We start from the raw sequence: 13,688 nt of genomic DNA on the forward strand, positions 1-13,688 counted from the left end.
TATCGATGAGCTGTTATAATTCGAACAATCTTGTTTATATAAGGAGTGAAGCAGTTATGGGTATGTCTTTTGACCGATATATGCGCGATATGGTTCAACCGATGCGGGATGAACTGACCAGTTTGGGAATCAAGGAGCTCACAACACCTGAAGAGGTGGAAGAAGTGCTTCCGGAGGCGAAAGGCACAACGCTGGTCGTTGTAAACTCCGTATGCGGATGCGCAGCGGGGCAAGCACGTCCTGGTGTAGCCATTGCGCTTGAGAACCAGGTGAAGCCGGATCATTTGTATACCGTGTTCGCCGGACAGGATAAGGAAGCAACGGCGAAAGCCCGTGAGTATTTTGCTCCGTATCCTCCATCCTCCCCATCGATTGCGCTGCTGAAGGACGGGGAATTGGTACACTTTATTGAGCGTCATCAAGTGGAGAACCGTTCCGCCGAGGAAATCGCCGCAGATTTGACCGACGCATTCAATCGCTACTGCCAGTAATTCGGCAGTTACATAGGCCCCGAAGCATTCGGCATATTCCGAAGCCGCGGGGCTTTTGTTGTATGAATGAAGTACTTAAGTTAGAGAGAACATACTGAAAGGAGTCATCTATCATGAGCCTGCAAGAACAAATTATCGCTGAACTCGGTGTCAAACCTACGATTAACGTGGAGGAAGAGGTACGCAAGCGCGTGGATTTCCTGAAAAACTACGTGAAGAACTCCGGCACTTCCGGACTGCTGATCGCCATTAGCGGCGGGATCGATTCGGCCGTGGCCGCCGGCCTGTGCAAGCGGGCTACAGACGAGCTCACAGAGGAGAACGGCAAGGAATACAAGACGCTCGGGGTGTTCCAGCCATACGGCGAACAGGCCGATATTTCCGACAGCTACGCAACGGCGAAGGCCTTCGATTTGAAATATACCGTCGAGACCAATATCGAGGAGGCGGTGAACGAGGTTGCTTTGGAAGTGGAGCATGGCCTGAAGAATATCGGCGTCCATCAACATATGAGTATCCCCGGCAAAGGCAACGTGAAGGCCAGAGTGCGTATGGTGGTACAATATGCGCTGGCATTCGAGCAGAATTTGATTGTTGTCGGCACGGACCATGCATCCGAGGCGATTACCGGCTTCTATACCAAGTGGGGGGACGGTGCAGTGGACATTACGCCGCTGAGTTCCCTCAACAAGCGTCAGGTTCGCATGCTTGCATCCTATTTGGGGGTACCGCAATCGATTCTTGACAAAGCGCCTTCTGCCGGACTTTGGGAAGGACAAACGGACGAGAAAGAGCTCGGAATCAGCTATGATGATAACAGCGACTATCTGGAAGGCAAAACGATCAATCCCGAGGTTCAGCAGAAGCTTGAGAGCTATTACGTCAAAACGGCGCACAAGCGCAATACGATTCCAGGCATCTAACATAACCATATCCCAAGCGCAACAAGCCTTTCGGAGGATCATCCATCCCCCGGAAGGCTTTATATTTTTTATGAGAGACTAGGTATACATGATGTTGTAGGTCGGTTTGAGAACGCCGTTGGCATATTGCTTCGTATCGATCAAATCGAACTTCAGCCTGGGTTTGACACCGCCGAATAACGGAACACCGTCACCAACCATCACTGGATTAATTTTTAAAACCAGCTGATCGATGAGTTTATGCTGGAGCAGGTTTCCTGCCAATTCTCCGCCGCCGCACAGCCACAGCTTGCCGACTGTCTGCTCTTTGAGATGACGGATGAAGGGGATGGCGTCCTCCTTGATCAATTCAACCTCATCGTTGGATTCGAATTCTAACGAACGTGAGAATATATAATGCTTAAGACCTTGGTAACCTGGCTCCCCCGGCTTAGCCCCCATCTTAAAACCAAACGCATACGTTTTACCGCCCATGAGGACCGCCTCATAATCCTGGATTTCAGCTACGAAGTCCGGAACATGTTCACCATCGAATAAAAAAAGGGTCTGATCGATTCTCCCCTCCATCATAGCTTGATCTGCGATAAAATAGTCAAGCGAAACGGCAACGTGATAAATTAATGTACCCACAAGATGATTCCTCCTTCGTTTTATATGCTGTTCTGTTCAGTCTATATGGATAAAATTTGAAATACAACAAATATATATTTAATTTCATCCTGTTGTAACACCGTAGTCTCGCGTTGGCGGACATCGACTGCTACAATAAGTAGGAGCGTGTTTATTTTTTTGGAACAGGAAGACTGGATCAACGAAGGGGAGCAGACGATTGTGATCTACGGAATCGGGCATGATGTGCTGGATATGAAGCGAATGGAGACGTTGATGACAGGCCCGCATGGAGAGAAGTTCATTCAGCGCGTGCTTACGCAGCAAGAGCAGGCCGTTGCCGCTAAGAAGGGGGCAAGACGGACGGAGTTTGTTGCCGGGCGTTTTGCTGCCAAGGAGGCGATATCCAAGGCTTTTGGCTGCGGAATCGGCCGCCTGATCGGGTTCCATGACATGGAAGTAATGCCGGGTGCTCTCGGCAGGCCGGAAGCCAGTCTGTCCAAGGAAGCCTGGGACCGTCTGGGCTTGGGGGGCCCCGCCCATTATGCGATTCATTTGACGATTTCCCATCAGGCCACGCTGGCTTCCGCTTTCGCCGTGGTGGAGAGATCAAGTAAGGAAGACGAAGGAGATTACGAATAGATGCATAACACGGAACACAAACGATACTTCAGCCAAGAGCTGCTGGATTGGTATGAAATCAATAAACGGGATTTGCCATGGCGCAGGCATCGCGATCCTTATTATATATGGGTATCTGAAATTATGCTGCAGCAGACCCGGGTAGACACGGTGATTCCGTATTTCCATCGGTTTATCGAGCGGTTTCCGACGATCCAATCGCTTGCGGACGCGCCGGAGGACGATGTATTGAAATGCTGGGAAGGTCTGGGCTATTATTCCCGCGCACGCAACCTTCAGGCTGCCGCTAGACAAGTGACGGAGCAGTACGATGGCGTGATGCCCAGCGGCAAAGATGAAGTGTCGGGTCTGAAAGGGATAGGTCCCTATACTTCGGGCGCCATTCGCAGCATCGCGTTCAACATTCCGGCCGCGGCCGTGGACGGCAACGTGATGCGCGTGCTTTCCCGTTATTTTTTGATCGAGGAAGATATCATGAAAGTGAAAACCCGTACCAAGATGGAGGATCTGGTGCTGACGCTGGTACCGGATGGACGGGCCTCGGATTTCACCCAGGCGCTGATGGAGCTGGGGGCCTTGATCTGTACGCCGAAGTCGCCCAAATGCCTGGTATGTCCGGTCATGGAGCATTGTTCGGCCAGGCTGGAGGGCAAAGAGGAATCGCTTCCTATTAAAACGAAGGCCAAGCCGCCGCGTCCTGAATACCGTCTTACCGCGATTGTAGAGGGTACCGGCGTGCACGAAGGCAAGATCCTGATCCGCAAGCGTCCAGCCGCCGGTTTATTGGCCGGTATGTGGGAGCTGCCGCATGTGATCGTACCGGCCGATGGGAGCAGCGTACCGGCCGCAATGCCCGAGGAGACGGCGATGGTCCGCTTGCGCGATGCCTTGCTGGAGGAAGGGGTACCGGTCCAGCCGATCGGCCATGTGATGGACGCGGAGCATACCTTTAGCCATATTCAATGGAATATGGGCGTATACCGCTGTAAGTGGCAGGATGTGCCGCCGGCAGCCCTGCAAGCAGCGGAAAGCGCGGCTGCATATGAGACGGGCGAAGAGAATTTCCGGTGGATTCACGTTCAGGATATGGAGCGTTACGCATTTCCCAATGTATTCATCCGGATTCTGAATGCCTATTTCTCATCTTGAAGCCGCTTTTGCCTTTTTCATTAGGATGTAATGCAGAAGAGGTTTGTAAGGAGTCGTGAAGCTTTTGCATAGTTGGAAGAATGCGTTGTTGTACATTTTTGGCATCGGGATCTCCAATCTCGGGAACTGGATCTATCTGGTTGCCATCAATTTGCTCGTGCTCCACATGACGGGGTCTCCCGCGGCAGTGGCCGGATTGTTCATCATCCGGCCGCTCGCTACTCTGTTGACCAACTCCTGGGCGGGCAGCATCATCGACAGGGCGAACAAGCGCAGGCTTATGATGATCACCGATGTGATCCGAGGGGCCTTGATCGCCCTGATTCCCTTCATGTCCTCGGTGTGGGGCATCTATGGCATCATGTTTCTGATTAACGTGGCGGGCTCTTTCTTTGGGCCTACGTCCATGACGTACGTAACGAAGCTGATTCCGGCAGAGGAACGAAAGCGGTTCAACGCATGGTCCAGCTTTACGACTTCCGGCGCGGTGCTGCTTGGACCCGCCTTATCCGGCCTGTTGATCGCCTACACGGATATTCGAGTCAGCATCGTCATCAATGCGGTATCCTTCCTGATCTGTGCGCTTGTCATCTACTTCCTTCCCGATGTGGATGGAGAGGAGGCGGCAGACAGCAAGCGGGAGGCCATGACGATGAGAATGCTGCTGCGGGACTGGGCCGCGGTGATCGATTTCGGAAAGGCCGCGAAGTATTTTATGCTCGTATACGTGCTGTTTCAATCCGCCGCGCTGCTCGGTTTTGCGCTTGATTCCCAGGAGGCCACGTTCATTAAGCAGGTGCTGCTCCTCGGCGACGAGGATTACGGATTGCTTGTCAGCGTTGCGGGAGCAGGGTATCTGGCAGGCTCGATGGCTGCGTCTTTATCCGTTAAACGGCTGTCGCTGCGTATGTTTATCGGTGCAGGGATGCTCCTGTCGAGCATCGGCTATATGATCTTCTATGCGGCATCGGGCCTCATGACGGCCGTAATCGGTTTTATCGTGTTTGGTTTCTTCTCTTCGTATGCCAACGCGGGCTATACCACCTTTTTTCAAAACCAGGTACCCGTTGATCTCATGGGACGCTTTACGAGCGTGACCCGACTGCTGGAAGGGATGCTGCAGATTCTCTTCACGCTCCTGCTCGGTTTTGCCGCCGATGCCTGGTCGCTGCAGGCCGTATGCCTGATCGGGGCAGGCGCAGCGGTTCTGTCCTCTGTCATGCTGCTGGCGGTCATCTACTCTCCGTCCAAAGCGCGCTATTATGAGTCCGGCCCTGCAGCAGCGGCAAACGATGCGTAGGAGGAATAAAATGAATATGAAAAGGCTGCTTTCGCGATAGACAGGGTCTACGGCGGAAAGCAGCCTTTTTGGTGATATGAGATCGGTTTTAGTCAGGCGTTATTACTTCGCGTTGTCGTAACGTTTGCCGACTTCTTCCCAGTTGACTACATTCCAGAATGCGGAGATGTAATCCGGGCGTTTGTTTTGATATTTCAGGTAGTAAGCATGCTCCCAAACGTCCAGGCCGAGGAGAGGAGTTTGACCTTCCATGATCGGGCTGTCTTGGTTAGCGGTGCTGGTTACTGCCAGTTTGCCGTCTTTAACAACGAGCCAAGCCCAGCCGCTGCCGAAGCGAGTTGTAGCCGCTTTAGCGAAATCTTCCTTGAATTTATCGAAGCCGCCCAGCTCGCTGTTGATGGCATCAGCCAAAGCGCCGGTTGGTTGTCCGCCGCCGTTTGGTCCGATCACTTCCCAGAACAGGGAGTGGTTAGCATGGCCGCCGCCGTTGTTGCGAACCGCTGTGCGGATGCTTTCCGGTACAGCATCAAGGTTGCCGATCAGATCCTCAAGGGATTTGCCTTGAAGCTCAGGAGCGTTCTCAAGAGCAGCGTTCAAGTTGGTTACGTAGGTATTATGGTGGCGATCATGGTGGATCTCCATCGTTTGTGCGTCGATGTGAGGCTCGAGCGCGTCGTTAGCGTAAGGAAGTGCTGGTAATTGAAATGCCATAGTAAAAACCTCCTGTAAATTTAGTTTTTGGTTATGATGAAAGGTCTTCCTTCATCAGGAAGTCTTTATCATCCCGGAGCAATGGAATATGTAATCCGGCTACACTACATATATTAAACCGTTTTGGGTGATTAAATCAACTTTTATGTTTGAAAAGTCCGCGAGAGCCGATTTATGGCCTAAAGAATGTTGTTTCGCCGCAATGGAAAATGATGAAAAACTTTCCTAAGAAACTTGTCGTTATATATATAGCCTTGAAGAAATCTGTGACTTATAGATGGAGCATGAAAGGGATAGATCGAGGTAGAAAGGAGTCGTTTCATAACATGAATAGTACAAAGTTCAGAGTGACGGCCATTTTGATGGCTGCGATTCTGGCTGCGGCGCCGCAAGTGGAAGCTGCTGCATCTAAGACGGAGACATCGCAAATCGCGAAGTCGGCCGCGCAGAAAAATGCAAATCTAGCCTGGAGCGTGAAGCTGGGCGGCAACGTCACGGCGAAGCTCGACCATGCCGACGTATGGCAGCAAAACGGGACGCATGCGGCGGTATTTACCCTGACTTATAAAAATGGGGGCAAGAGCGCGGCGCGCCTGGTATCTTATTTTCCCAAGGTGGTCCTTCCCGGCGGTTCCGTGAATGCGGCCAACCCCATTTCCAAGGATCTGGCCAAGAAGAAGGTAGAGCCCGGGCAAAGCGTGAGCGTCACCTACTATGCGAAAACCGACAGCAGTTCTTTGGCCGGCATGAAGCTGGTCATGGACGTATGGAATCCGCAGGTCAAAGGCTACCTGCAGCGCGTCGGAACGTACAGAATGCCCGCCAATTATTCCGCAGCCGTCCCAACGGGCTCAAGCACCAAGCTGAAGCTGGGCGGAACGCCGGTTACCGTACAGGCGGAATCGCTGGAGATCATCAAGTACGACGGCAAAGTCATCGCCAAAGTCGGGATGTATATGACCAACCATGGCGGCAAGGAATGGAACGATCGGGGGTTCGAGCCACATTTGGTGACGGCCGGCGGCAATTCGTTCCCTCTGCGTCATGAGGCGGGGGCAGAGGGGGTGCCTGTCCAGCCGAAAGAAAAGAAACTGGTTTACTACATAACGGAAGTTCCCTCTTACCTGAAGACGGCCGGCCTGCGTTTCTTATGGACCGAAAACGATGACACGCTGAAGCTGTCCCTGCCTGTCGCCTCATTCAAGCTACCGGCGGCAACAGCTCCGAAGTGGGACGTCAAGGCGGGCGAAGCCAAGAAGTTGACCATCCGGGGGATTCCGGTCGATGCCAGAATCCGCCAGTCTTCGCTGCGTGCCTCCGGCGGACAGGGCATATGGACCATCGAGATGGCCTTCAAGAACAAAGGAAAAAAATCGGTGGAGGTTCCGGCCTACGAGTTCGCGATTAAAGCGTCCGAAGGCTCCTTCCATCCTTATACGCCGGATGGCAAAACGGGCTTGACGCTCCTCCCCGGGGAAGAGAAAACGATGGTGATGGAGATCACGCTTCCGCTTGATCTCAAGCAGGACCGGCTGAAGCTGCAAATGATCGGGGCATCAGACACGGCCGGCGCATCCAAACCGCCCGCGAATCCGGGTGAGTCGGGCAGCGAGCCGACCTCCGAGGTTCAGGAGCCGTTGACCCTGCCGATTGCATACTTTGCCATCCCGTACCAAACGGAACGCAAGTCATCCATCGGCGTGGAATACGGCGCGCAGTCGGCCAAAGGATTTGCGTATACGCTGGAATCCATCCAGCGCCTGCCGTGGCAGGACCAGGACCTGATCGTGGCGAAGCTGCGGCTACGGAATACCCAGGAATCCAAATCGCTGCCGCTGCCTGAGCTTAAAGCGAACGTCACGGCGGATGAAAAAACAAGCTTGGCCGGCCCGGAGGTCATCGCTGAGGAGCAGGGCTCCCTGATTGCGCCGGGGGCATCAACCGAGGTGTACGTCATGGCGCGGATCCCGTATACGAAGGATATCCGTTCGCTCCGTTTCGAGCTGTTTACGCAGCAGGAGGCGGCCAAAACGTCGTTCCTGACCATGACCACGTCCGGGATGATGCAGTCGATCGGCGTTCTGGAGAAAGGGAAGCCGTATACGGTCACGGCTGCGGGTAAACGTGCGGAGGCACAAGAACGGCGGACGGTCATCTATGAAGGAGCAGACTCCGATATCGTCTATTCGGAGTTCGTGCTGACCAGCAATGAACAGCGCCGCGTTCAAGCCGCAGTGCTGAAGGGATACTTCCAAAGCGCCGACGGCAGGATTTATGAAGCGGAGACCATTCAGCCGGAAGCGGCCCTTCAGCCGGGATCCAGGCAGTCGATCGTCTTTTGGGCCCGAGTGCCGAAAGGGGCTGCCAGCGAATTGGGCCTGGCCCTCGGCACGGCGATGTCCGGAGGCAAGCTTGCGGAAACGGGCAAGGACGCTACGGGTGTGCTGGGCGTGAAAAAATTGATGCTGAATCCGGCCAGACCTGCCGCAAGCTCCGGCCTGACGCAGCTCGATTGGTATCCTTACAGCGTTTCGGTCACGAAAGCGGCTGGACATTTACAGGAGGGCAGTTCCACCATATCGCTCAATGCCACGTTCGATGTGAAACGGAGCGAGAGCATTGCGGCCGCGGATTCCGGCCGCAAGCTGATACTCATCATCAAGGACAGCCTCGGACAAACACAGGAGCGGACGCTTACGCCAGGCACCGATATCCAAGTGCCGGGCACCCGGTCGATATCGATGGAGCTGACGGACGAGCAGTACAAAAAGCTCCGCGGCGGCTGGTTTAACTTGACCCTTGTGGACGAATTCCAGAACGAGCGGATCACGCTGGGCAGCCAGAGCTACAACCTGACGTTCCAGCCCCTTCTGGACCCGAACGAGGAGAGATAGACTAAGAACCGGAAAGGAATAGCGAACATGCTGCGTTTGGAAAATGTATCGCACAGCTTTAAGAACGGCAACGAAGTGTTAAAGGTGCTTCATAACATCCAGTTCGAAGTCCAGAAGGGCGAGATGATTGCGCTGCTCGGCAGCTCCGGATCGGGCAAGTCCACGCTGCTCAACTTGATGGCCGGGCTGATGAAACCGACGGAAGGCCATATTTATATTGCGGATCAGGATATCGTCAAATACGGGGAAAACAAGCTTGCCGTTTTTCGGCGCAAGCATATAGGATTTATTTTTCAAGCTTACGAATTGATTCCGACACTCACGGTCCGGGAGAACGTGGAGCTTCCGCTTGTTTTTCAATCCGTTTCTCCGTCCAAGCGCCGCAAGAAAGCGATGGAGCTTCTGGAGATGACGGGGATCGGCGATAAGGCTTCGCTGTACCCGTCCCAGCTGTCCGGCGGACAGCAGCAGCGCGTCAGTATTGCCCGCTCGTTAATTACCGAGCCTTCCGTCATTTTTGCGGACGAGCCGACGGGCAACCTGGACACCAAAACGGAAGAGGAAATTATCAGAATCATGATGTCGCTGAACGAGTCCATGAAAACGACGTTTGTCATCGTTACCCATGAGATGGAAGTCGCCGCCCAAATGAAAAAAACGATTATGCTCCGAGACGGTTATTTGGTTCAGCCGGAGAACTACGGGACTTCCACGGGAGGGGAGCGGGGGCCGAGCGCCCCTTCGCCCCTGTCCGGGGTCCCGGTTCATTCGGAGGAGGCAGGTGAGGTCAGCTGAGATTTTTAGACAGCATACGGCTGGCATGGGGACAGATCAAACGCCGTAAAGTGGTAACGGCCCTGTGCATGACCGGCATTTCGATCGGATGTGCGGCTATCATCGTAGCGATCAGCATTGGCAACGGCGCCCAGAGTTATTTGGAGACGGAAATCATAGGCGGCATGAAACTTGACGAGATTACGGTGACTCCGCAGAGCACAGGCGGGCCCGGGGAAGGCGGCGGCCAATCGGCGGGAGGAGAACGGGGATTGCTTACCGATGATAAGGTTCAGGTCATTCAGGGCTTCAATCACGTCAAATCCGTTGTAGCCACCAAGCAGCTCGGTTATTTCCGGACCATATCGTCCGACAACCTGATCCATGAAGGCATCAACGTCGTGGCCGTGGACCTGTCCAAGCTTAAAGAGCAGGGGAACCGGTTCAAGGAAGGCGGCCCGCTGGAGCAGATCGGTGCCATGGTACTGAATTACGGAGCGACAACCGGATGGAAGGACGCGGAGACGAGCGAAAGATTGAACAATATGATGAATTCCGATCCCAACAATCCGCAGCTATGGGAAGAGTTCCAGAAGTATGAGAGCACCGTTTCGGAAATGATCGGAAAGAACGTTCAGCTGGAGCAGATGGACAACGACAAGAAATTGCTCAGCCCGCAGCTCTACGTCGGGGGCGTGCTGGATGTGCCCAAGGGGCGGGATGCCCAGTTTGCATTCTATGACCGTCAGGCCTACATATCCTTTGACACGGCAGATTGGCTGACGGACAGCTTGAATCTGCAAAAAGGGCCAGCTTCGAAACAGCGGATTTACGATAATCTGACGGTCAAAGTGGAGGATCTGCAATATATTAAACCGCTCGAGGACCTGATCTCCAAGCTTGCGCTGAATGCGAGCGACAATCTGGCCATGCGGGATCAGGTTGCTTCCCAATTGGATACCTTCAAGGCGATCGCTCTCGGCGTAGGCGTATTTATCCTGTTGCTGGCCTCGATTTCGATCATCGTCGCCATGACGATGTCGACGCATCAGCGCCGCCGGCAAATCGGCATCATGAAGGTTCTGGGAGCGAATATGCCGCAAATCCGGAACATGTTCATCGTGGAAGCCAGCCTGCTCGGTTTGCTTGGCGGCTTGCTCGGCATCGTATTCGCGTATTTGATCATCAAAGGGCTGAATTCATTCATCATGGCTTCGGCAGGCATGTCGGGACTGCAAATCGCCGTGACGGCGGAGACGCTGCCGATCGGCATTGCCTTCGCCGTAATGACGGGCATCTTCTCGGGGATTTACCCGGCGATCAGCGCAGCAAGAACGAATGCGCTGCTGGCCATCAAGCGGGATTAGGATCATGAGTTTCGGAAAGGAAGCTAAATCGGTATGATAAAAAAAATCATAAAATGGACGGTTATCGCTGCTGTGCTGGGTCTGGTGGGGTATTGGGGATATGGGCAGGTGAAACCCAAGGAACCTGAGATTCCCATGATGGAAGAGCCGCAGGTCATCTCATTCCCCGTAACCGAGGAAACGATTCTATCGACCGTGCAGGTCAAGGGAACGTCCGAATACGGAAAGGAAACGAACGTATACGCGCCTTTTGAGGCGAAGGTGGAGTCCTGGAACGTCGAGAACGGCCAGCAGATCAAAAAAGGCGACGCCCTTTTCAAATTGGAGCAAAAGGCGATTCGCCAGCAGCTCCAGCAGAAGGAGGCGGAGCTGCAGAAGCGGAAGCTGGAGCAGGAGCTGAAGGAGTTTACGCTGAATCAGGATCTCGACAACGCGCCTGTAGGCGCAACGGAGGCGGAGCGCCTGAAAATGCTGGCAGACCAGGAAAATGCGCGGCTGAGCAGTCAGCTGGACGAGGTGAACAACGATATTGAACGTCAGACGCTTGCCGATTTGAACGACAGGCTGAGGCAATCGACATACGTATCTCCGGCAGCAGGCCTGTTCCTGTTCGACCCGACCCAGCAGCGGCCGCAATCGGTGACGGCCAACCAGTATATCGGCAAAATCGTCGACCTGGATTCCCTGCGGTTAGTGGCATACGTCGGGGAAAACGACATCTTCAGCATTCAGCCGGACATGGCGGTAGAGGTCAAGCTGCCGTCCATCAAGGATTTGAAGCTAAAGGGCAAGGTGCTGGAAGTGGCCAAATTCGCCGAGGCGACGGCTCAGGAGAAGCAGACGTCCCAGACGCCGCAGTTCAAGGTCATCATCTCGCTGCCGAAGAATGATCGCTTGATCGGCGGATTGACGCTGAACGGAGAGATCGTGACCAAACGGAAGAACAAGGCGGTTGTGGTTCCCAAGCTGGCCGTCATGACGGAGGGAGATAGCTCTTATGTCATGGTGGACAAGGGAGGCGGCCAGATCGAGCGGCAGGATATTGAGACGGGGATGCAGACGCTTGATAAAATCGAGGTTTTGTCAGGGCTGAAAGCGGGAGATACCGTCGTTCTTCAGTAAACATGGATGTACGAAAGCAGCGTTCCTCCAAAGGCACATGGCCGGGGGGCGCTGTTTTTTTACATCAAGTTCCATTACAGCATGTGTCGCCACAGGAAAGGTAGCCCGGTGGATTTCAAAAATACATGGAGACAATGATGTAAACTCATTGGTAATTAATGGGGTTCATTTTACCGTGAGCTAATGGTTTAACGGCAGGAAACGAATCAATTATTCAACAAAAATATGGAATTTTATCCATCGAAATTAATGAAAACGCTTCATATAAAGCGCTTTCAGAAGAAAACTCGTGAATTTACGAGAAAGATGTGGTTTAATGGACAAGGAAACAGGATTTTCGGGTTTTTTGTAGTAAACTTAAATGTCAGGTTTGCGTTAACGGAATACTAGATCTTTGTAAACCGGGTAAACCGCATCATGCTAACGAAAAGGGAGATTTTGAAATGCATGTTCGTTCCTTTCAGTTGAGTGACTGTAACCCCGTAACCGAGCTATTACAGATTGCTTTATCGGAAGAATGCTACGAAAACACGATGGAGCCTTTCTCCAGGCAGCTCGCTTGGGACTCCGATCTGATTATGGTGGCAGAAGAAAACGGTGAAATCGTTGGTGCCTTAATCGGTACGATCGAACGCAATCATGGTTGTTATTACCGCATCGCCATTCATCCCGACTATCGCAGGAAAGGGATTGGCAAAGCCTTGATATCAGCGATGGAACAGCGTTTTCAATCACGGAAAGTCAGTCGGATCATGGTAGCCGGAGATGAGCACAACGCCGCAGCCATGCCATTTTATGAAGCCATGGGATACGGTGCCAGCCAAATCCTGCGGTCGTTCCAGAAGCTCAGTATCCTTGGTCAATAGTTGCAGCGACTACAGCGGTACATACGAGCAGCGCAAAACGGCGGCCTTAAGCTTCGACAGAGATAAGAAACGACATTTTTTCGATATGAAGCATATCTTTCAGCCGTTGCAAATGGGTGGGAGATATGCTTTTCTATTAATGTACCTGTTTTTGAAGGTGCCGCCCTCGATGCTCGAAGGTGAAATCGAAGTAAAGTAGGTGTAGCATGGGACAAGTGATTCCTCCGGATTCAACTGAGCATGGCGAGAACAACGGGCCTCAGAATCAACCGGCCAAGAAGAACGGCTGGGCCGCCGAGCTGTGGGATTGGGTAAAGACGATTGCGATTGCATTTGTTATTATGGTGCTTCTAAATATGTTTGTGTTTAACCTGTCTATGGTTAAGGGCGAATCCATGCAGCCGACGCTGGTGGCATCGGAGCGGCTCTTTATTAATAAAGTGGTCTATCGCTTTTCGGAACCGAGCCACGGCGACGTCATTGTGCTTAAGGATCCGAGCGACGGACCGGACAAGAAGGAGTTTCTTGTTAAGCGCGTCGTCGGCGTACCCGGGGATACCATTGAGGTAAAGGATCAGAAGCTGTACGTGAACGGCGTGGCCCAAGAGGAAGGGTATACCGATGTCCCGATCGAGGATCCTGGCTTCGAGCCCGTTACCCTGGAAGAGGGAAGGTATTTTGTTATGGGGGATAACCGCCACCTCGGAAAGAGCAAGGACAGCCGCATGTTCGGCAGCGTGAAGGAAAGCGACATCGTGGGCAGGGCCGAATTTATTTTCTGGCCGTTGTCCGAGATCAAAAAGCTGTAGCTTAAGACAGAACATCATCCCAGAAAAGGAG

13 protein-coding genes are annotated in these 13,688 nt (G+C 53.1%); 11 read left to right on the plus strand and 2 right to left on the minus strand.

Annotation, left to right across the window (positions count from 1 at the left end; translation table 11 throughout):
- Positions 1 to 56: 56 nt before the first annotated feature.
- Both MHI43_RS04265 and nadE read left to right on the plus strand, forming a co-directional pair.
- The gene (locus MHI43_RS04265; protein ID WP_009594942.1) at positions 57 to 491 is read left to right on the plus strand and encodes a BrxA/BrxB family bacilliredoxin; all 435 of its coding nucleotides are present in this window, start codon (positions 57 to 59) and stop codon (positions 489 to 491) included.
- Positions 492 to 604: 113 nt separating this feature from the next.
- The gene (gene nadE / locus MHI43_RS04270; RefSeq protein ID WP_009594931.1) at positions 605 to 1,414 is read left to right on the plus strand and encodes an ammonia-dependent NAD(+) synthetase; all 810 of its coding nucleotides are present in this window, start codon (positions 605 to 607) and stop codon (positions 1,412 to 1,414) included.
- 78 nt (positions 1,415 to 1,492) lie between these two features.
- Here nadE and MHI43_RS04275 read toward each other — a convergent pair whose 3' ends face one another.
- The gene (locus MHI43_RS04275) at positions 1,493 to 2,044 is read right to left on the minus strand and encodes a dihydrofolate reductase family protein (RefSeq protein WP_036664435.1); all 552 of its coding nucleotides are present in this window, start codon (positions 2,042 to 2,044) and stop codon (positions 1,493 to 1,495) included.
- Positions 2,045 to 2,245: 201 nt separating this feature from the next.
- Between MHI43_RS04275 and acpS the strand changes: the two genes are divergently transcribed.
- From acpS to MHI43_RS04290, 3 genes are all read left to right on the plus strand, one after another.
- Positions 2,246 to 2,665: a holo-ACP synthase gene (gene acpS, locus MHI43_RS04280; protein WP_012819011.1), complete on the plus strand. Its 420-nt coding sequence runs from the start codon at positions 2,246 to 2,248 to the stop codon at positions 2,663 to 2,665.
- Positions 2,666 to 3,814, plus strand: a complete 1,149-nt coding sequence (gene mutY / locus MHI43_RS04285; protein ID WP_036664432.1) for an A/G-specific adenine glycosylase — start codon at positions 2,666 to 2,668, stop codon at positions 3,812 to 3,814. It abuts the gene before it with no gap.
- A gap of 64 nt (positions 3,815 to 3,878) precedes the next feature.
- Positions 3,879 to 5,114, plus strand: coding sequence for an MFS transporter (locus tag MHI43_RS04290; RefSeq protein ID WP_036664430.1), 1,236 nt, complete (start codon positions 3,879 to 3,881; stop codon positions 5,112 to 5,114).
- A 102-nt stretch (positions 5,115 to 5,216) separates the two neighbouring features.
- Here MHI43_RS04290 and MHI43_RS04295 read toward each other — a convergent pair whose 3' ends face one another.
- The gene (locus MHI43_RS04295) at positions 5,217 to 5,825 is read right to left on the minus strand and encodes a superoxide dismutase (protein ID WP_012819014.1); all 609 of its coding nucleotides are present in this window, start codon (positions 5,823 to 5,825) and stop codon (positions 5,217 to 5,219) included.
- Positions 5,826 to 6,151: 326 nt separating this feature from the next.
- On the opposite strand from MHI43_RS04295, the gene MHI43_RS04300 reads away from it, so the two are divergent.
- The 6 genes from MHI43_RS04300 to lepB all read left to right on the plus strand — a co-directional run bounded on the left by MHI43_RS04300 (position 6,152) and on the right by lepB (position 13,657).
- A complete protein-coding gene (locus tag MHI43_RS04300) occupies positions 6,152 to 8,719 on the plus strand; it encodes a hypothetical protein (RefSeq protein WP_036664427.1) in 2,568 nt (855 codons plus the stop codon).
- A 27-nt stretch (positions 8,720 to 8,746) separates the two neighbouring features.
- Positions 8,747 to 9,514: an ABC transporter ATP-binding protein gene (locus MHI43_RS04305; RefSeq protein WP_036664424.1), complete on the plus strand. Its 768-nt coding sequence runs from the start codon at positions 8,747 to 8,749 to the stop codon at positions 9,512 to 9,514.
- Positions 9,515 to 9,582: 68 nt separating this feature from the next.
- Complete coding sequence (locus MHI43_RS04310) at positions 9,583 to 10,860, plus strand: ABC transporter permease (protein ID WP_235201849.1); 1,278 nt, start codon at positions 9,583 to 9,585, stop codon at positions 10,858 to 10,860.
- 33 nt (positions 10,861 to 10,893) lie between these two features.
- On the plus strand, positions 10,894 to 11,982 hold the full coding sequence (locus MHI43_RS04315) for an efflux RND transporter periplasmic adaptor subunit (protein ID WP_009594868.1): 1,089 nt from the start codon (positions 10,894 to 10,896) through the stop codon (positions 11,980 to 11,982).
- A 443-nt stretch (positions 11,983 to 12,425) separates the two neighbouring features.
- Positions 12,426 to 12,848, plus strand: coding sequence for a GNAT family N-acetyltransferase (locus tag MHI43_RS04320; RefSeq protein ID WP_012819018.1), 423 nt, complete (start codon positions 12,426 to 12,428; stop codon positions 12,846 to 12,848).
- Positions 12,849 to 13,054: 206 nt separating this feature from the next.
- Positions 13,055 to 13,657, plus strand: coding sequence for a signal peptidase I (gene lepB, locus MHI43_RS04325; protein WP_036664418.1), 603 nt, complete (start codon positions 13,055 to 13,057; stop codon positions 13,655 to 13,657).
- Positions 13,658 to 13,688 lie beyond the last annotated feature (31 nt).

This window comes from Paenibacillus sp. FSL H8-0457 (genome assembly GCF_038051935.1).
Lineage (GTDB): Bacteria > Bacillota > Bacilli > Paenibacillales > Paenibacillaceae > Paenibacillus_AQ > Paenibacillus_AQ lautus_A.

Excerpts from the sequence above, each read along its gene's own strand:
- MHI43_RS04265 (WP_009594942.1), top strand. The coding sequence starts at position 57 with ATGGGTATGTCTTTTGACCGATATATGCGCGATATGGTTCAACCGATG.
- nadE (WP_009594931.1), top strand. The coding sequence starts at position 605 with ATGAGCCTGCAAGAACAAATTATCGCTGAACTCGGTGTCAAACCTACG.
- mutY (WP_036664432.1), top strand. The coding sequence starts at position 2,666 with ATGCATAACACGGAACACAAACGATACTTCAGCCAAGAGCTGCTGGAT.
- MHI43_RS04295 (WP_012819014.1), bottom strand. The coding sequence starts at position 5,825 with ATGGCATTTCAATTACCAGCACTTCCTTACGCTAACGACGCGCTCGAG.
- MHI43_RS04300 (WP_036664427.1), top strand. The coding sequence starts at position 6,152 with ATGAATAGTACAAAGTTCAGAGTGACGGCCATTTTGATGGCTGCGATT.
- MHI43_RS04305 (WP_036664424.1), top strand. The coding sequence starts at position 8,747 with ATGCTGCGTTTGGAAAATGTATCGCACAGCTTTAAGAACGGCAACGAA.
- MHI43_RS04310 (WP_235201849.1), top strand. The coding sequence starts at position 9,583 with ATGACCGGCATTTCGATCGGATGTGCGGCTATCATCGTAGCGATCAGC.
- MHI43_RS04315 (WP_009594868.1), top strand. The coding sequence starts at position 10,894 with ATGATAAAAAAAATCATAAAATGGACGGTTATCGCTGCTGTGCTGGGT.
- MHI43_RS04320 (WP_012819018.1), top strand. The coding sequence starts at position 12,426 with ATGCATGTTCGTTCCTTTCAGTTGAGTGACTGTAACCCCGTAACCGAG.
- lepB (WP_036664418.1), top strand. The coding sequence starts at position 13,055 with ATGGGACAAGTGATTCCTCCGGATTCAACTGAGCATGGCGAGAACAAC.